The sequence below is a fragment of the Parasphingorhabdus sp. genome, from assembly GCF_039982395.1.
In the GTDB taxonomy this organism is placed as follows: Bacteria; Pseudomonadota; Alphaproteobacteria; order Sphingomonadales; family Sphingomonadaceae; genus Parasphingorhabdus.
Genome location: NZ_JBDWYO010000003.1, coordinates 289644 through 306427, shown reverse-complemented (window position 1 = coordinate 306427; position 16784 = coordinate 289644). Strand labels below are relative to the sequence as shown.

Genomic DNA, 16784 nt, shown 5'->3' with positions numbered 1-16784 from the left:
ACGGCCTTCGACAAGCCTAGAATGAACGGTTATGGATTGCTGAGAAAGCCGCACTGCATATGCGGCACAGATTGGAAATTGAGGACTACGCATGACCCTGAAAATTGCCGTACAGATGGACCCGATGGAAAGCGTGAACATCGCGGGAGATAGCAGTTTTTCTCTGATGCTGGCGGCTCAGAAACGCGGCCATCAGCTTTTTCACTATGATGTGAAAGGGCTTACCTTGCACGCCAATGGTCGTCTGACCACGCCAGCTCATCCCGTGACGGTGCAGCCGGTGAAAGGCGATCATTTCTCCTTTGGTGATCCGGTAAAACTCGACCTTGGCCGCGATGTGGATGTCGTCTTGATGCGGCAGGATCCGCCCTTTGACGTTGGCTATATCACCGCGACGCACTTGCTCGAGCGGATCGAGAGCGAGACGTTGGTGGTGAACAATCCCGTCTCCGTTCGCAACGCACCCGAGAAAGTCTATGTGCTCGATTATGCGCAATATATGCCGCCAACCTTGATCACCCGCGACCTGGACGAGGTGCGTGCGTTTCAAGCTGAACATGGTGGGGTCGTGGTCAAGCCGCTACACGGCAATGGCGGTAAGGCGATCTTCCTGGTGCCAGAAGATGGCAGTAATTTGAGTGCCTTGTTCGAGGTTTTTAATCAAACCTGGCCAGAGCCGCATATGGTCCAACCGTTTCTTCCCGAAGTGCATGAAGGCGATAAACGCATCGTATTGATTGACGGCGAAGTGGCAGGCGCGATCAACCGCAAGCCCAGCGAGGGCGAATTTCGCAGCAACCTAGCGCAGGGTGGCTATGCCGAGCCGGCCGAGCTGACCGAACGGGAAAAGGAAATCTGTGCGGCCATGGGGCCGGACCTAAAGCGGCTCGGACTGATCTTTGTCGGTATCGATGTGATTGGCGGCAAATGGCTGACCGAGATTAATGTTACCTCGCCGACCGGGATTGTCTCGATCAGCGAATATGATGGAACCGATTTGGCGGGGATGATCATGGACGCGATCGAAGCGAGAGTGGGCAGTTAGTAAGCCTGCACTTCCATGGCCATCGTCTCCATCGATAGTTAAGCCGCAAGTTCAACTCGATTGCGGCCGGAGACTTTTGCCTGATACATGGCTTTATCGGCCTTGGCGATGCCAGTTGCCAGAGCATCCTGAGAATCCCAGATGGCAACGCCAAAGGAGCCGCTGACGCTCAACCCCTCGGGCCATTGTGGATCTATATGACCAGCAATACGGGCGCGCAGACGTTCCGACACTGCAGCGGCTGCGTCAATCGGGCATCCGACCAGAGCGATGATAAATTCCTCACCGCCCCACCGGGCCGCGGCTTCATCGCAGCGCGCGGAAAAGTCATTGGGTCTCGTGATATTGTTGATAAGAGCCGCGGTCGACGTCAGCACAGCATCGCCGATATCATGACCAAAATTGTCATTCACGGCTTTGAAATGGTCCAGATCAATCAAGATGATGGAGATTTCTGCCTCGGGTTGCTGTTTGCGGACTTCTTCCAATTTCCACTGAAAGGCCCGGCGGTTTAGCAAGCCAGTCAGACTGTCATGCTTGGCAAGATAATCTGATTGTTTCAGGGCTTCTTCAAGATTTACGGCAAGCTGCTCTTTCTCCAATTCATTCACAAGCGCGGCTTTTGCCTGTTTCGCCTGCAGATCGGTTACCCAGAGCAAGGACGGCGGCAAAAGCAGCGTCGCAACGAAGGGAAGCGGGCCAAGAATGTCGTAAAAATAGATGGTCTGTGGGAAAAGGGTTGCGAAAAAGCCTGCAACGACAGCAATGCTCAAGATCCGGACGGATGCGGGCATCATCGCAGAGATCGTGATGATTACGATAAGCGTTAAACACACAAAAAGCGGTCCAAGTCCTTGACCCAAAACCGCAGCCACTGGCAGCATCATCAGGCCCCAAACGGCCCCCGACAGGCCTTCTGCGGTGACATAGGCGGCGAACAGCAGGCGATCGGGTTGCTTGGCTTCCATTTTGCGGCGCAACGTACTGTTGATGGCAGCGATCACAAATTGAATAACAGTCTGTGTAGCAATCAAAGCCCACATCAAGGTTTCTGTGCCAATCCCGATAACGGCAAACCCCATGAGTGCGGCTGCGACCAGCAGAGGGATTTGCCCCGTGACGCCCATCGAAAGCACACGCTGGAGCAAGATATTCTGAATCTTGCTTGGTTCAATTGCAATCGAATCCAGTGGCTTGGCATCTGCCGTAAATTCTGATGGCGGGGTCATCTTCATAAGAAAAGGGCTCTGATCTCTGTTATCGCTCCCATTGAGTAACGGGATAATGCCAGTTTACTTAACGAGAGAAGGTTAAGGTCCCGTTGCCCAATATCTGTCGCGCTTCTGTGACGTGACCCTAGTCGGCCCTGGGATGCGCGTTTTGATACACATCCAGCAAGTGCGCTGCGTCAACCGCAGTATAGACCTGGGTGCTACTCAAGCTTGCATGGCCCAATAGTTCCTGCAAACTTCGCAAGTCTGCACCACCAGCCAATAGATGCGTGGCAAAGCTATGTCGCAGAGCATGCGGGGTGGTCTTGTCCGAAATGCCCAGCTTGCCGCGCGCCTGCTGGACGACGCGGCGGATGATATTGGGAGAGAGCGGACCACCGCGTTTGCCCCGGAAAATCGGCTGATCCGGCTCCATCACATGTGGACAGAGATCGATATATTGTTCGATCGCATCGCGTACTTTGGGGAGTATCGGTACGATCCGGACTTTGCTCCGTTTGCCGGTGACACGCAAAACGTCGGTCAGAGGCAGGGCATCAGCGGTCAAGTCGAGGGCCTCGCTGATCCGAAGGCCGGAACCATAGAGTAGCAGCAGTACCGCCCAATCGCGAGCGCCGACCCAGTCTTCGCTGGCGCTATCCTGCACATCCCCGGCCAAGGCCAATATGTCATCTGGGGATGCGGGACGCGGGACGCCGCGATTGACTTTGGGGCCTTTGATTTTCGGTATTTGAGCTTCATCTCCGCCCACATGTTTGAAAAAGGCCCGCAAGGCCGACAATTCCCGGGCTGCGCTGTTGTTCGTCAGGCCGTCAATCTCGTTATTAGCGCTCCGCCGGAAAGCCAGATAGGCACGGATATCGGTCTGTTTTAGCGCTTTGATGTCCTCCGCTCTGACGTCGTTGCCAATATGATTCATCAGAAAGGCACAGAAACGCTCGGCTGTGATCACATAGGCGCGCACCGTATGTGGCGACCGCCGCCGGTCATCACGAAGATGGGCGGAAAAGCCGGTGATGAGGGCGTTTGCGGTATCGGTCATACGCTCCGTTCATGCTGCGCTTGTCAAATAGGGCGGTTGCCACCCTACGCTAGGATCAGGGCCAGTGATCAATGATTAGCAGATGCGGATTCAATCTCCAAATCGAGCAGCCCTGTCAGAGACGATATTCACCGGAAAGGATCATTGCATGCTCGGCCTGGGTCAAGGCTTCATATCCGTCCGTATTCGGTTTGCTGAACCAGATCGGATCGCTGACGATCGCCACATCAAAGCCTTCCTCGACCAGCTCGACCTTGCGATATTTGAACGTCCCGGTGGTTTGTGCTTCGGGTTCAACTCTGATGAACAAGGGCACGGCATAATGGGGCAATTCTTTGGCTAGATAAGCGCGCAGCTCCGCAATATCAAAATCATCCGCGACGGTTAGCGAGGCCATACCCGCCCGACCATCTGTATCGGGAACTTCAACGCCATAGACATTGGCGGTCTTGATTCCGGGATATTGGGACAGCACCTCGGATATCTCATTGGTCGCGACATTCTCGCCTTTCCATCGGAATGTATCGCCGATCCGGTCTTTGAAATAAATATATCCAGAACGGTCCCGGCTCATCAGATCGCCGGAACGAAACCAGGCGTCGCCTTTTTCAAACACATCGCGCAGGATTTTCTTTTCGGTTGCTTCCTTGTCTTGATAGCCGGAAAAATCGGAGGGGCTATCGGCGTGGATCCGTCCGATCAATTCACCGGCCTCGTTCCAGTCCGTCTTGATGCAAAAGCCGTCTGCGCCGCGTATCGGCTGCTCCTCGGCAATATCGAATTTCACGATCCGGACATCGCCAAACTGCTTTTCCAAGAATTTCGGAATCCGGCCCACTGCACCGATCTTGCCGTCGAAATTCATCAAGAAGATATTGCCCTCTGTCGAACCATAGATTTCGAGCAGTTTGGGAACCTGAAACCGGTCGACAAATTGCTGCCAGATATCGGAACGCAGGCCGTTGCCGATGCCGACCCGCACTTTATGCGCGCGTTGCTTGGGATGTTCCGGCTGGTTCAGCAGATAACGGCACAATTCGCCAATATAGACGATCACCGTAGCCCCATAGTCGGTGGCATCATCCCAATATTTTGAAGCCGAAAATTTGCGCCGCAATATGACCGACGCACCGCTCAGCAGGGCACCGCCTTGACCGATGAATCCGCCGGTTACGTGATAGAGGGGCAGGGTGATGTAGATGCGGTCCTCTGGCGTCAGCGGGCAGGTGGAGATCGCAATGCGGAAACTGCGCCGGGCGCGGGCATGGGATATGCGCGCCGCTTTGGGTAGTCCGGTGGTACCCGATGTATAGACGTAGAGAAATTGATCCAGTCCGGTCAGATGGGCGCGGTGGCTTTTGTCCGGGCGATCCTCTGGAAGCTCTGCCAATGCGCTGTTGAGGTTTTGACCGACGTCTCCATCCCAGTCCCAAAGGGCAGGAGATCCATCGAGCTTGGCAGTGATTTTTGATATGCGCGGCGCCAGATCGGCGGTGGTGATAATCGCCTTGGTCGCGACAATGTTCAGGCAATGGGTCAAGCCGGCACCCTCGAGGTTGCTGTTGATCAGCGCGGTGACGATCCCGATCTTTGACAATCCAAACCAAGTGGCCACATAATCGGGCGCATTTTCCATTAACAGGGCGACTGTATCTCCCGGCTTGTAGCCTTCTTTCAGGGCCCAATGGGCAATCCGATTGGCGCGGGCTTCAAATGCCGCATAGGTGACTGTACCGCCTTCAAAATGAAAGGCGACATTGTCCGGATAGCGTTCGATTGTGGATTCGATATCGTCGGTGATCAGCGTGTGGGCACTCGGATCAATGCCTTTGACCTGCGCCATCACGTTCTGAAGCGAACGCGTGAATTTGATATCGCGTTTGATGGCGCTGAATATACCCATGGCTTTTCTCCGAAATGTAACCAAGACTCTGGCAGCTAAGCGGATAGAATTCAACGCCCGTTAAACGATGGGAAACGGCATGTGCATTCAGATATCTGCGATGATTTTTGGTAAGAGCGCATCCAGCAAAGGCATGCCTCGAGCTGAAATTGTAATATGGCCTGCGGTCATGTCGAGCATGCCCAAGTCATTCAGATGATCTAGCGCTTGCCGGTCGATCATGTCTGCAACATTCAAGTCCGTTTTTGCTGCCAATGCGTCCAGTCCGACACCTTCTGCCAGTCTGAGGCCCATCATCAGCGCTTCCATTGCACGGGTTTCCGGCGAAAGTGCCTGTTCAACCTTCAATCCGTTGCCATTGCGTTCCACCGCCGACAGGAAGTTTTCCGGTTTCTTGTGCCGTTCGGTAGCACTGTTCAACCGCCGCCCATGCGCGCCAGGGCCGACGCCGACATAGTCTTCGTAGCGCCAATAGGTCAGATTATGACGGCTTTCCTGACCAGGGCGCGCGTGGTTGCTGATTTCATAGGCGGGGAGGCCGGCTGTACGCATGATTTGTTGTGTGAGTTCAAACAGGTCGGCGCAATGATCGTCGTCGGCCGGGATGAGATCCCCTTTGCGCACCAAGGTTTCAAACCGCGTGCCCGGCTCAATGGTGAGCTGGTAAAGCGACATATGCCCGGTCCCGAAAGACAGCGCGCGCTCCAGTTCTGCACGCCAATTTTCTAGCGATTGGCCGGGCCGTGCATAAATCAGGTCGAAACTGACACGGTCAAATTTTTGCTGCGCGGTGGCGAGTGCGGCGAGGCCTTCGTCGACATCATGAGCGCGCCCCAAAAATTCCAGAGTTTGATTGTCAAGCGACTGTAATCCCAGCGATACTCGGTTGACTCCTGCTTCTGCCAAGTCTGCAAAGCGTGCCGCTTCGACCGATGATGGATTGGCCTCTAACGTGATTTCGCAGGCGCTGCCCAAGCCCCACAATTCATCCGCTTTTTCAATCAATCCGGCGACGAGCCGAGGGGGCATGAGCGACGGGGTGCCGCCGCCAAAAAAGATCGAACTGATTGGCCCGCCGGGATTAACTTTATGTTCATGCTCAAGGTCAAAAATCAGCGCTTGTAACCAAGCGTCGTGATCAATCCTGTCACGGACATGGCTGTTAAAGTCACAATAGGGGCATTTCGAAACGCAAAATGGCCAATGGATATAGAGCGCTAGTCCGCCCGGACGGTCTGGTATGGTGGACAATGGAAGGGACGGATCATGCGACATTGCAAAATCACTAGGGTTGGGACACTGAGCATGCAAGTCGCAATGGTCGCGTTGCTGGCCGGTTGTGGCGGCGGAGAGGGCGGTTCGGTCGCAGGACCGCCGCCGGTAACACTGCCCGGATCGCCGCCAACTGCAACGCCACCAGGCCCGGCCCCTGCGCCCGCACCGACACCCGCTCCAACGCCCACCCCGTCTCCGACACCGCCGCCCACCGGAACAGCCATGCTGGATGTCATGTTGGCCGCCCATAACCAAGCGCGCGATGATGTCGCTGTGGGTCCTATGGCGCTGGATGCGGATCTAAACGCTGCCGCGCAGGCCTATGCCGAGGAACTTATTGCCAACGGCGGTTTTGAACATAGTCCGGGCGATACGCGCCCCGGCCAGGGCGAAAATCTCTGGGCTGGCACTGCCAGCGCCTTTTCGTTCCAGCAGATGGTCGATGGCTGGATAAATGAAAAACGGTTTTTTGTGAGGGGCGTGTTTCCCAACGTCAGCACGACTGGCAGATGGCAGGATGTCGGTCACTATACCCAAATAATCTGGCGCGATACGACCAAGCTGGGCTGCGGTATAGCTAGTAACGCGCAGCGCGATGTGCTGGTTTGCCGCTATAGCCCGCCGGGTAACTTTATCGGGCAGGATCCGTTGCAGGATTGACGGAATTTTCAGCAGGCGGGTTTCAAGGGCCACTCAAACCGTGCGCAGGTCCTCGTCCCGCTGCTGCAAAAACCAGTCATAGGTAGCGCGAATTCCATCTTCCAACTCGATGGAATATGTCCATCCCATATTGGCTAGCCTGCCGACATCCATCAACTTTCGCGGTGTGCCGTCCGGCCTCGAAGCATCAAAACGAAGCTGACCTTTGAATCCTGCTATATTTGCAACAGATTCAGCCAATTCTTTGATCGTCACATCGGTGCCTGAACCGACGTTGATATGACTGAGCATCTCTTGCGTTTCTTGCCGGTAAGTTTCGCTTGCCAAATCCATCACGAATAGCGACGCAGCGGCCATGTCATCAACGTGCAGAAATTCCCGTTTTGGCTTGCCACTGCCCCAGATTATCACTTCAGGATCATCATTTTTTACAGCATCATGAATGCGGCGGATGAGAGCAGGTAAAACGTGGCTGTTCTCGGGAGAAAAATTGTCACCCGGTCCGTATAGGTTGGTAGGCATCACCGAACGATAGTCTGTACCATATTGCCGGTTATAGCTTTCGCAAAGTTTGATGCCTGCGATTTTGGCGATGGCATAAGGTTCGTTTGTGGGTTCCAGCTTCCCGGTCAGCAGGGCATCTTCTTGCATCGGTTGGTCGGCATTTTTGGGGTAGATGCAACTTGACCCCAACTGCAACAGCTTTTGAACGCCCGCGGCATAGGCCTGATGAATGATATTGCATTCGATCATCAGGTTTTCGTAGATGAACTGAGCGGGATAATTATTGTTGGCAACGATGCCGCCAACCTTAGCCGCTGCCAATATCACTTGATCGGGTCGCTCCGCCTGCATGAAATCCCGAACCGCTATTTGATCAGTCAGGTCTAACTCTGTGCTCGTCCGGGTCACCAGTTCCAGTTGTTCTCCAGCATCCTTGCGAGCTTGCAACTGACGTAAAATTGCACTTCCCACCATACCGCGATGGCCAGCGATATAGATTTTCATGCGCCTAACCTTCGATCGAGACTGGCAAGTCCATGCCATGCTCTTTCAGCAGCGCGTGGCGCTTGGCGGTCTTCAAATCTTCCATCATCATTTCGGCGCACATTTCCTGCGCGGTGATTTCCGGAACCCAACCCAGTTCCTTCTTGGCTTTGCTCGGATCGCCCAAAAGCGTTTCCACTTCTGCAGGACGGAAGTAGCGCGGATCGACCCGCATAACGACGTCACCGACGCTGAGTGCAGGAGTGCTGTCGCCGTCTATGGCTGTTACCGTGGCTATTTCATCCACGCCGGTTCCAGAGAATTCCAATGTAAGGCCCAGTTCAGCGGCCGACCAGGTGAAAAACTGACGCACCGAATATTGAACGCCGGAGGCAATGACAAAATCATCCGGCTGGTCTTGCTGCAACATCATCCACTGCATCCGGACATAATCCTTGGCATGGCCCCAGTCACGAAGTGCGTCGATATTACCCATATAGAGACATTTCTCGAGCCCTTGAGCAATGTTCGCCAGTCCTCGCGTGATCTTGCGGGTTACAAAAGTCTCGCCCCGCCGTGGACTTTCGTGGTTGAACAAAATACTGTTGCAAGCATACATACCATAAGCTTCACGGTAATTGACCGTGATCCAATAGGCATACATTTTGGCTACGGCATAAGGGCTTCGCGGATGAAAGGGTGTGGTCTCGCTCTGCGGTGTTTCTTGCACCAGTCCGTATAGTTCGGACGTAGAGGCCTGGCAAAAGCGTGTGCTTTTTTCTAGCCCGAGAAACCGGATGGCTTCCAACAAACGCAGCGTGCCCATCGCATCAACATCGGCGGTATATTCAGGTGCTTCAAAACTGACCGCCACATGACTCTGGGCGCCAAGATTATAGACCTCGTCCGGCTTCACTTCCTGCAAGATACGTGTCAGATTTGAACTGTCGGTCAAGTCGCCATAATGCAATTTGAACCGCGCATTATCGGTGTGTGGGTCCTCGTAAATATGATCGATACGCTGCGTATTGAATGACGACGAGCGTCGTTTTATCCCATGGACTTCATAGTCCTTACTTAGGAGATGTTCTGCCAAATAGGAGCCGTCTTGACCGGTGATGCCGGTGATGAGCGCACGTTTTGTCATTTGTAATTTCGCCTAAAAACTATCTGATATTATTGGGGCCAGCTGTGAGAATTGCCCTCATTCCAGAACTCTGTTGTTTCCATCTCAGTTGCCTGTCGATCTATTTCTGTAAAAAGGGACATTTCAATGTCCGAATGGTTTCCGGCATTTTCCTACAGTAAGTCAAGTTAATCTGTTGTGATGATTGGTGAAGAGCCAGAATTTACGCCAATCCAGCTCCTGTGCAAGCGAGGGTTTTCTGTGTCAAAAACAGGCTGCCACCAGTTTTTTGAAAGCATCCGCCCGGTGGCTCATCTCGTGCTTCTGGGCCGGATCCAGTTCCGCAAAGCTCTGGTCAAAGCCGATCGGCTGGAAAACCGGATCATAGCCAAAGCCTAAGGTTCCGCGCGGTGGCCAGATCAGATTTCCGGATACGCGGCCTTCGAATATTTCCGAATGCCCGTCCGGCCAAGCGAGCGCGAGCGTGCAGATAAAATAGGCACTGCGATCGGCATCCGGCCCTTGTTCGGCGAGTTTTCCTTCAACCTTGCCCATGGCCATGTACCAGTCGCGGCCTTTGTCGCCTTCGAACCATTGGCGCTCGGCCCAGTCGGCGGTGTAGACACCCGGTTTGCCGTCCAGCGCCGTGACGCAGAGACCGCTATCGTCGGCCAGTGCCACGCAATCGGCCCCCTTGGCGCTCGCCCGTGCCTTGAGCAGCGCATTTTCTGCAAAGGTCGTCCCGGTTTCTTCCGGCTCGGGCAGGTCAAGATCGCCCGCGGACACCGGTTCAATGCCAAAAGGCTCCAGCAACGCACGGATTTCGCGCACCTTGCCCTGATTGTGGCTGGCGATGATGAGCCGTCCGGGAGTGAGTTTGCGGTGGGTGGTCATTTGTTTCTCATATCGTCATTCTGAAACAAGTTCAGGATGACGACTTCTGTCCCTGTGGCTTAGCTAACCGCTTTGTCCTGCGCTTCGAAAATTTGGTCACAACCAATTTTCGCCAAGCGCATCAGCCGCATCAGGCCTTCGTCGTCAAAGGTCTGGCCTTCGGCGGTTGCCTGGGCTTCCGCGATATTGCCATCGCCGGTCAGCACGAAATTGGCGTCGGCGCCGGCGTTGCTGTCCTCGTCATAGTCGAGGTCGAGCACAGGCGTGCCTTCGAATATGCCGCAGCTGATCGCGGCGATCTTCTGTTCGATCGGATCTTCGCTGATCAGTTTCATATCGAGCAATCCGTTGACCGCGAGGCGCAAGGCGACCCAGGCGCCACTGATCGAGGCGGTTCTTGTGCCGCCATCGGCTTGTATAACATCGCAATCGACCGTGATCTGGCGCTCGCCGAGTTTTTTCATGTCGACGACGGCGCGCAGACTGCGTCCGATCAGGCGCTGGATTTCCTGTGTCCGGCCGCTTTGCTTGCCGCGTGCGGCTTCGCGTGAATTGCGGGTATTGGTGGCGCGGGGCAGCATCGAATATTCGCCGGTCACCCAGCCTTCACCCCTGCCACGGAGCCATGGCGGAATGCGCTCTTCGATACTCGCGGTGCAAATGACCTTCGTATCACCAAAGCTGATCAGACATGATCCTTCGGCATGTTTGGTAAATCCGGTTTCGATTGAAATAGCGCGCATTTCGTCTGGCGCGCGTCCTGATGGGCGCATGTGATGATTCCTTATTTTGAGTTGGTGCGTTCTTATCTACTCCCACGGGGAGAGACAACCGCTCATCCGGTCCCTTCGGGGAGGGAGGCATTTTTCCTCTCCCAGAGGGAGAGGCAAGCAAGACTTGGTAGCGAAGCTACCCTAGTCGCGCTCGGTGAGGGGGTACGCCCTCGCGATGGCACCCCCCCCCCCCGACCTGCGCTATTCATCAAAGATGCTAAGCTCCGGTTGCCTCTCCCGACAGGAGAGGGTGAGGAATATTCTCCTGTGGTATTGAATGAACAGGACGGCTAATATGTGAATGTCGGCATAGGGGGAGATTATGCGAATAATAGATTTGGCTCTGTTGTTTAGTAGCGCCCTTTTGATGGTGTCTTGCAGCCCAGAAGTTGAACCATTTTCCGATGTGCCACATCACACGATTTCGCCATCTCTCAGAATTGATATTTTTGGGTACGTAAGCGCAACGACCTATTTCGTTAGGCCGGATATGGAGGTGTCGATACTTGATTACGACGCAGCTGCTCCGGCTGGGAAAAAGCGATTGCTTGCTAGAGATGATTTCGCAAAGATATCTGAATTGCTTGGTCCTTTGATCAACTATCGAGGAACCGAGACAGTCAAAGAGCTGATGGCCGGTAAAATTGATTGCGGCCTCTGGGCAACAGATAGTCCAACCGCTACGATCCATTGGAATTATTTTGTCTTGGACGGTGAGAAAGAAGAATTGAACCTCTCTGAAAGATCGGACTATTATTTTGGTTGTGGTTCAAATGAGGCCAAGGCGGCAAAAGAACGTATCCAAAAAGTAGCTGAGATTATTGAAAATGCATCAGATGATACAATTTCGGATAAAATAGCGGAAAAACAATGACCACCACCCCCATCACCGAAATGACCACCCGCGCGCAGGATATTTTCCGCGTTGTTGTGGAATCCTATCTGGATAGCGGTGCGCCGGTCGGGTCGCGGACGATATCCAAGGCGCCGGGGCTCGAACTTTCCCCCGCCTCAATCCGCAATGTCATGCAGGATCTGGAGGAGCTGGGCCTGCTCGCCGCGCCACATACCAGCGCTGGGCGGGTGCCGACCGAACTGGGGCTGCGGCTGTTTGTCGACGGCATGATGCAGGCAGCCGCGCCGTCGCAGCAGGAGCGGGAGGCGATTGAAAGCCAGATTACCGAACAAGGCCCGGTCGAGGATGCCCTACGCGCCACGACCTCGGTGCTCTCCGGTCTGTCTTCCTGCGCCGGTCTCGTGCTGGTGCCGAAGCGCGAACCCTTGCTCAAACAATTCAGCTTCGTGAAATTGTCCGAAGGGCAGGGGCTGGCGATTCTTGTGTCCCAGGACGGGGTTGTAGAAAACCGCGTGCTCGATCTGCCGCCCGGCGTGTCGGAATCGGTGCTGGTGGAGGCGGGCAATTATCTGACCGCGCGCTATGGCGGGAAGACGCTGAGCGAGGCTCTGGCGACCGTAGGCGGAGAAATTAGTGCCGGTGAATTGGCCATCGACAAGGCTTCGGAGGCTCTGGTGAAGGCCGGTATGGTCACCTGGAGCCGCGATCCGTCTGACCGGCCGGTGTTGATCGTGCGCGGGCAGGCGAATCTGTTGCAGGACAATAGCGCGCTTGAAGATCTCGACCGCGTACGCAGTTTGCTGGACGAGCTGGAGGGCAAGCAGGAAATCGCCCGCTTGCTCGACAATGCCCGGGACGCGGAGGCGGCAAAAATTTTTATCGGTGCAGAGAATAAATTATTCTCGCTTTCCGGCTCATCTGTGATAGCGGCCCCCTACAAAGACAGCGACGGACAGGTGGTCGGCGTGGTCGGCGTGATTGGGCCCACAAGGTTGAATTATGCCCGCGTGGTACCCATGGTAGACTTTACTGCACAAACCCTGTCGCGTTTGCTGACAAAATGAACAAAATTAGAGTGATTTAGAACATGAGTGATACCGAGAAGAACCCCGCAGCCGATAATGCCGCCGCCGCCGCCGCTGAACTGGAAGGCGTGCCGGAGAGCATGAAAGAAGGCGGAGAAGGAGAAGCTTCCCAGCCGGAAAATTCCGACAATCGCATTGAAGCGCTGGAAACTGAATTGGCAGAAGCCCAGCAGGCGGTTCTCTATGCGCAGGCCGAGACCCAGAATGTCCGCCGCCGCCTTGAAAAAGACGCGCAGGACGCCCGTGCTTATGCCGCGACAGGTTTTGCCCGCGACATGCTCTCGGTGATGGACAATATGAACCGCGCGCTGGAGGCTATTCCATCGGAAGTGAAAGACGAGGAAAAGTGGAAAGGCCTGATCGGCGGCATCGAAGCCACCGGCCGCGAGCTGCAATCCGTGTTCGAGAAAAACGGCATCAAGCGTGTCGCATCGGTCGGCCTGCCGCTTGACCCGAACCAGCATCAGGCGATGGTCGAAATTCCCACTGGTGACGAAGAGCCCGGCACGATCGTGCAGGAGATGCAGGCTGGCTATGTGATCAAAGACCGCTTGCTGCGGCCCGCATTTGTGGGGGTGGCTAAGAAGCCGGAGTGATATGTCCTCGCAGCCAAGGGTGGACGTGTGAAATTTAAAGAATTGGAGGCTGCATTCGGCGTACGGGAACTGCCGCATGCCATCTTTTACAATTTTCCGTGGGGGCTTCGTTTTGATCTCTCAGATGTCGAAACGAGCTCGGGTACGAAGCATATTGAACGATTTCTCGATTCGCTGAAGCGGGCCAAAATCATAACTCATGGGTGTCTCGAACATTCGCAAAATTTGACGGTGTTATTCTCGCATCATGGACCGAAAGCGCCAGTACCGGCGACCACACGGGCCATAAGTCAGCTCGAAGCCATTGGATTTGATGGCTCGCGATTGGGCTATCTTGGCGCTGTTCGGCAAGATGATGAATTCGAAGATCAGTCTTATCGGCACTGGTATTCCTGTCGTCTGGCAAGCGAACCGGCTGAAATCGACAAACTGCTGTGGAATTGTATTGCCGAGGACATGGGTGTCGAGCCTTATGCGGAGTGGGCCGATATCCATTTTGTCGATTTTGACAAGAGGATGATTGTTCACGTCTATGACGACCGCGGGATGGATGTCATCGCGATGGACAAAGGGACGATTAAGCCATTTTATAGCAAGTTCAATGATTGGCTATTGGATTATGATCGTGAAAAAATGGATCAACAATTCGGTTGATGCTCGTCATGCCAGCGCAGGCTGGCATCCAGCCTGCTTATGTGAATCTCGCGACCTTCGGTTCAGGCCCCGGTCCTCGCCGGAGTGACGCGTTCAACAGCCACCTTCGCAAATACCCAACCGCCAATGGCGCCGGCAAACACTTGCGACAAGAAGCCCATTGTTGATCGGGCGCCGCTAATCGGCACGGTTTGAAACACGATATACATGGCGCCCAGTGTGACCGCGATCGCGGCGGCGCCGGCAATCGGATAGGCGACGCGCGCCAGATTGGGTAAAAAGCGCTTCAAAATCGTGGCAATAACAAAGCCGAGCAGCAGCGCGACGGCAATGATCACAAGATAAGGAACCATGTTGGAAATATCGAACATGGTCATGTTGAACCGGTCGCCGATGCTCACGGAAATATCGTGCATGGCGATGACAAATTGAGAATTAAGCGCGGTTCCGACAATATATGTCGTAATCGCCGCCGCGATCAGACCCAAAATCCACCGAACAAACCGCATCCTGAAACTCCCCTATGAGCCTTCCAGCCTAATTGCTTTGTTGTGACGATCAAGCATTGATTTAGAGAGGGTGAAATGGCCGGATAAATTTGATAGACGGGATGTTCATGCAGGGGACCAACATGCGAAATTTCAAGATCATTCTTTCTGTTGTTGCGATGGGCGCTTTGGCGGCCTGTTCAAACCAGGGGGCCTCTTCAAACGGTACGAAAACCAGCGAAGCGGCGGGTCGCATGGCGGCGGCTCCGGTCAACTATACGGTAGAAACAGTCGCTGATGGTCTCGACCATCCATGGTCACTGGCTTTCCTGCCGGATGGCAATATGCTGGTCACCGAGCGCAGTGGTAAGCTCAAACATATCGCCGCAGACGGCACGACGACGCTTGTCTATGATTTCGGCAGCGGCGAGGAACACCCGAAGGTGCATGTATCAGACGGCGCTCAGGCCGGCCTGTTCGACGTGGCCCTACACCCGGAATTTGCAGAAAATGGCTTTGTCTATATTTCTTATGCGGCTGAACAGGACGACGGCAAAAACACTCTGTTGCTGATGCGCTTTGTCTATAGCGATGAAGGCGGCAAGCCGCAGATCGCCAGCGGCAAGCAGATATTCGCGGCTTCGCCAAGCCGGATCCAGAGCAATCATTATGGTGCGCGGATCATCTTCCTGCCCGACGGGACGTTGATGATGCCGGTTGGCGATGCTTTCCATTTTCGCGAGGAAGCCCAGAAACTGGACAATCATTTCGGCAAGACCGTTCGCTTGAATGCCGATGGATCTGCGCCAAAGGACAATCCCTTTGTCGAGCAGGAAGGCGCATTGCCGGAGATTTGGAGCTATGGTCACCGCAATCCTCAGGGCATCATATTGGCGGCTGACGGACGCGTTTTCGAAAATGAGCATGGCCCGGCGGGTGGCGATGAAATCAACGAGATCAAACGCGGCGCCAACTATGGCTGGCCAACCGCGTCCTATGGGCTGGATTACTCCGGCGGTCGAATTTCTCCTTATGAAGCTTTCAAAGGGACCGAGCAGTCTCTGGTCCATTTCACGCCGTCCATCGCGCCATCGGGCTTTGCCCAATATGCGGGAGAGGCTTTTCCGGACTGGCAGGGTGATCTCTTCCTGTCCGCGCTGGCGCTCAAACATGTGCGCCATGTGGATATGAATGCAGATGGATCGCTCGGCAAACAGGCGGAACTATTTGGCGAGCTGGATGCGCGCTTTCGCGACGTCCGGACCGGTCCGGACGGATATCTCTATCTGTTGACCGAAGACCAGAGCGGCCCGGCCAGCAAGATATTGCGCGTGCGGCCGAAATAGGCGCGCATCTCGACTAGAAAATCGAATTGCCCATGCCGCCGTCGACGACCAGGCTCTGTCCGGTGGCATAGCCGGCCATGTCGCTGCAGAACATCGCGACAAACATGCCCATATCTTCCGCGTCGCCGAAACGCCCGACCGGTATCCGCACCTGTTTGACGAATTTTGCAACTTCCTCGTCATAGCTGGTGCCATTGGCTTCCGCCTGACCATCAAACATGCCTCTGATTCCGTCCGTATGATGCATGCCGGGCAAGATGTTGTTGATCGTCACGCCATGTTTCGCGACCTGCTTCGCCACAGCAACGGTATAGTTGACCAGAGCCGCGCGCGGTGGTCCCGATAGCACGCGCATCGCGGCCGGATATTTGGCGGCGCCGGTCGCGATATTGACGATCCGACCCCATTTGCGCTCGACCATGCCATCGATCACCGATTTGATAAACTCCACTGGGCTGAGCAGGGTGAGTGAAAGCGCTTCCTCCCATTCCGCTCGTCCGACCGTGCGGAAGTCCCCGGAAAAGGGGGGCGGCGAGCAGGTCGCTACCAATATGTCGGGATTTGGGCAGATAGAGAGAACGGTCTCCCGGCCTTCGTCGCTGCTGTGATCGGCAACAATCGGGGTAATATTGGCGCCGGTTTCGCGGACCAGCTCTTCGCAGGTCTTGTGCAGCCGCTCTTCGCCCCGCGCGGTGATGAACAGCTCAGTCTTCTCTTTCGCCAATGCCAAGGCAGCCCCGCGCCCCAGTCCGGCGCTGCCGCCGTTGACCAGTGCAATTTTTCCGGTAATTCCTAAATCCATAGCAGACTCTTCCTGAAAAG

General features: G+C 54.9%; 17 protein-coding genes. 7 read left to right on the top strand and 10 right to left on the bottom strand.

Annotated elements, in window-relative coordinates; genetic code table 11:
* Positions 1-91 precede the first annotated feature (91 nt).
* Positions 92-1045, top strand: a complete 954-nt coding sequence (gene gshB, locus ABJV08_RS08105) for a glutathione synthase (RefSeq protein ID WP_348040809.1) — start codon at positions 92-94, stop codon at positions 1043-1045.
* 38 nt (positions 1046-1083) lie between these two features.
* Here the strand turns inward: gshB and ABJV08_RS08100 are convergent, their stop codons facing one another.
* The 4 genes from ABJV08_RS08100 to hemW form a co-directional block, all read right to left on the bottom strand.
* Positions 1084-2274, bottom strand: coding sequence for a GGDEF domain-containing protein (locus ABJV08_RS08100; protein ID WP_348040807.1), 1191 nt, complete (start codon positions 2272-2274; stop codon positions 1084-1086).
* Positions 2275-2401: 127 nt separating this feature from the next.
* Positions 2402-3319, bottom strand: a complete 918-nt coding sequence (locus ABJV08_RS08095; RefSeq protein WP_348040805.1) for a tyrosine recombinase XerC — start codon at positions 3317-3319, stop codon at positions 2402-2404.
* Between the two features lie 115 nt (positions 3320-3434).
* Positions 3435-5222, bottom strand: coding sequence for a long-chain-acyl-CoA synthetase (locus tag ABJV08_RS08090; protein WP_348040803.1), 1788 nt, complete (start codon positions 5220-5222; stop codon positions 3435-3437).
* An 87-nt stretch (positions 5223-5309) separates the two neighbouring features.
* Complete coding sequence (gene hemW, locus ABJV08_RS08085; protein WP_348040801.1) at positions 5310-6497, bottom strand: radical SAM family heme chaperone HemW; 1188 nt, start codon at positions 6495-6497, stop codon at positions 5310-5312.
* 30 nt (positions 6498-6527) lie between these two features.
* On the opposite strand from hemW, the gene ABJV08_RS08080 reads away from it, so the two are divergent.
* Positions 6528-7157: a CAP domain-containing protein gene (locus tag ABJV08_RS08080; protein WP_348040797.1), complete on the top strand. Its 630-nt coding sequence runs from the start codon at positions 6528-6530 to the stop codon at positions 7155-7157.
* 33 nt (positions 7158-7190) lie between these two features.
* On the opposite strand, the gene ABJV08_RS08075 is transcribed toward ABJV08_RS08080, so the two are convergent.
* The 4 genes from ABJV08_RS08075 to rph all read right to left on the bottom strand — a co-directional run bounded on the left by ABJV08_RS08075 (position 7191) and on the right by rph (position 10937).
* A complete protein-coding gene (locus ABJV08_RS08075; protein WP_348040795.1) occupies positions 7191-8165 on the bottom strand; it encodes a GDP-L-fucose synthase in 975 nt (324 codons plus the stop codon).
* Positions 8166-8169: 4 nt separating this feature from the next.
* Positions 8170-9291 carry a GDP-mannose 4,6-dehydratase gene (gmd, locus tag ABJV08_RS08070; RefSeq protein ID WP_348040793.1) on the bottom strand — a complete coding sequence of 374 codons (1122 nt, stop codon included), beginning with the start codon at positions 9289-9291 and terminating at the stop codon, positions 8170-8172.
* A 243-nt stretch (positions 9292-9534) separates the two neighbouring features.
* Positions 9535-10164, bottom strand: a complete 630-nt coding sequence (gene rdgB, locus ABJV08_RS08065; RefSeq protein WP_348040791.1) for an RdgB/HAM1 family non-canonical purine NTP pyrophosphatase — start codon at positions 10162-10164, stop codon at positions 9535-9537.
* Positions 10165-10223: 59 nt separating this feature from the next.
* Positions 10224-10937, bottom strand: coding sequence for a ribonuclease PH (gene rph, locus ABJV08_RS08060; RefSeq protein ID WP_348040789.1), 714 nt, complete (start codon positions 10935-10937; stop codon positions 10224-10226).
* 322 nt (positions 10938-11259) lie between these two features.
* On the opposite strand from rph, the gene ABJV08_RS08055 reads away from it, so the two are divergent.
* Genes ABJV08_RS08055 through ABJV08_RS08040 form a run of 4 tightly spaced genes read left to right on the top strand, consistent with a single transcriptional unit; the run spans position 11260 to position 14128 of the window.
* Positions 11260-11811 (top strand): hypothetical protein, encoded by a 552-nt coding sequence (locus ABJV08_RS08055; protein ID WP_348040787.1) that lies wholly within the window; start codon positions 11260-11262, stop codon positions 11809-11811.
* Positions 11808-12857 carry a heat-inducible transcriptional repressor HrcA gene (gene hrcA, locus ABJV08_RS08050; RefSeq protein WP_348040785.1) on the top strand — a complete coding sequence of 350 codons (1050 nt, stop codon included), beginning with the start codon at positions 11808-11810 and terminating at the stop codon, positions 12855-12857. Before ABJV08_RS08055 ends, hrcA begins: the two co-directional genes overlap by 4 nt.
* A gap of 23 nt (positions 12858-12880) precedes the next feature.
* The gene (grpE, locus tag ABJV08_RS08045) at positions 12881-13474 is read left to right on the top strand and encodes a nucleotide exchange factor GrpE (protein WP_348040783.1); all 594 of its coding nucleotides are present in this window, start codon (positions 12881-12883) and stop codon (positions 13472-13474) included.
* Positions 13475-13501: 27 nt separating this feature from the next.
* Entirely contained in the window at positions 13502-14128 is a 627-nt protein-coding gene (locus ABJV08_RS08040) for a DUF3885 domain-containing protein (protein WP_348040781.1), read from the top strand.
* 62 nt (positions 14129-14190) lie between these two features.
* On the opposite strand, the gene ABJV08_RS08035 is transcribed toward ABJV08_RS08040, so the two are convergent.
* A complete protein-coding gene (locus tag ABJV08_RS08035) occupies positions 14191-14637 on the bottom strand; it encodes a hypothetical protein (RefSeq protein WP_348040779.1) in 447 nt (148 codons plus the stop codon).
* A 122-nt stretch (positions 14638-14759) separates the two neighbouring features.
* On the opposite strand from ABJV08_RS08035, the gene ABJV08_RS08030 reads away from it, so the two are divergent.
* Entirely contained in the window at positions 14760-15962 is a 1203-nt protein-coding gene (locus ABJV08_RS08030) for a PQQ-dependent sugar dehydrogenase (protein ID WP_348040777.1), read from the top strand.
* A gap of 13 nt (positions 15963-15975) precedes the next feature.
* Here the strand turns inward: ABJV08_RS08030 and ABJV08_RS08025 are convergent, their stop codons facing one another.
* Positions 15976-16764, bottom strand: a complete 789-nt coding sequence (locus tag ABJV08_RS08025; RefSeq protein ID WP_348040775.1) for an SDR family oxidoreductase — start codon at positions 16762-16764, stop codon at positions 15976-15978.
* Positions 16765-16784 lie beyond the last annotated feature (20 nt).

Bases quoted from the DNA above. Each gene is read 5' to 3' on its own strand.
- gshB (WP_348040809.1), top strand. From the start codon at position 92: ATGACCCTGAAAATTGCCGTACAGATGGACCCGATGGAAAGCGTGAAC.
- ABJV08_RS08100 (WP_348040807.1), bottom strand. From the start codon at position 2,274: ATGACCCCGCCATCAGAATTTACGGCAGATGCCAAGCCACTGGATTCG.
- ABJV08_RS08095 (WP_348040805.1), bottom strand. From the start codon at position 3,319: ATGACCGATACCGCAAACGCCCTCATCACCGGCTTTTCCGCCCATCTT.
- ABJV08_RS08090 (WP_348040803.1), bottom strand. From the start codon at position 5,222: ATGGGTATATTCAGCGCCATCAAACGCGATATCAAATTCACGCGTTCG.
- hemW (WP_348040801.1), bottom strand. From the start codon at position 6,497: ATGTCGCATGATCCGTCCCTTCCATTGTCCACCATACCAGACCGTCCG.
- ABJV08_RS08080 (WP_348040797.1), top strand. From the start codon at position 6,528: ATGCAAGTCGCAATGGTCGCGTTGCTGGCCGGTTGTGGCGGCGGAGAG.
- ABJV08_RS08075 (WP_348040795.1), bottom strand. From the start codon at position 8,165: ATGAAAATCTATATCGCTGGCCATCGCGGTATGGTGGGAAGTGCAATT.
- gmd (WP_348040793.1), bottom strand. From the start codon at position 9,291: ATGACAAAACGTGCGCTCATCACCGGCATCACCGGTCAAGACGGCTCC.
- rdgB (WP_348040791.1), bottom strand. From the start codon at position 10,164: ATGACCACCCACCGCAAACTCACTCCCGGACGGCTCATCATCGCCAGC.
- rph (WP_348040789.1), bottom strand. From the start codon at position 10,937: ATGCGCCCATCAGGACGCGCGCCAGACGAAATGCGCGCTATTTCAATC.
- ABJV08_RS08055 (WP_348040787.1), top strand. From the start codon at position 11,260: ATGCGAATAATAGATTTGGCTCTGTTGTTTAGTAGCGCCCTTTTGATG.
- hrcA (WP_348040785.1), top strand. From the start codon at position 11,808: ATGACCACCACCCCCATCACCGAAATGACCACCCGCGCGCAGGATATT.
- grpE (WP_348040783.1), top strand. From the start codon at position 12,881: ATGAGTGATACCGAGAAGAACCCCGCAGCCGATAATGCCGCCGCCGCC.
- ABJV08_RS08035 (WP_348040779.1), bottom strand. From the start codon at position 14,637: ATGCGGTTTGTTCGGTGGATTTTGGGTCTGATCGCGGCGGCGATTACG.
- ABJV08_RS08030 (WP_348040777.1), top strand. From the start codon at position 14,760: ATGCGAAATTTCAAGATCATTCTTTCTGTTGTTGCGATGGGCGCTTTG.
- ABJV08_RS08025 (WP_348040775.1), bottom strand. From the start codon at position 16,764: ATGGATTTAGGAATTACCGGAAAAATTGCACTGGTCAACGGCGGCAGC.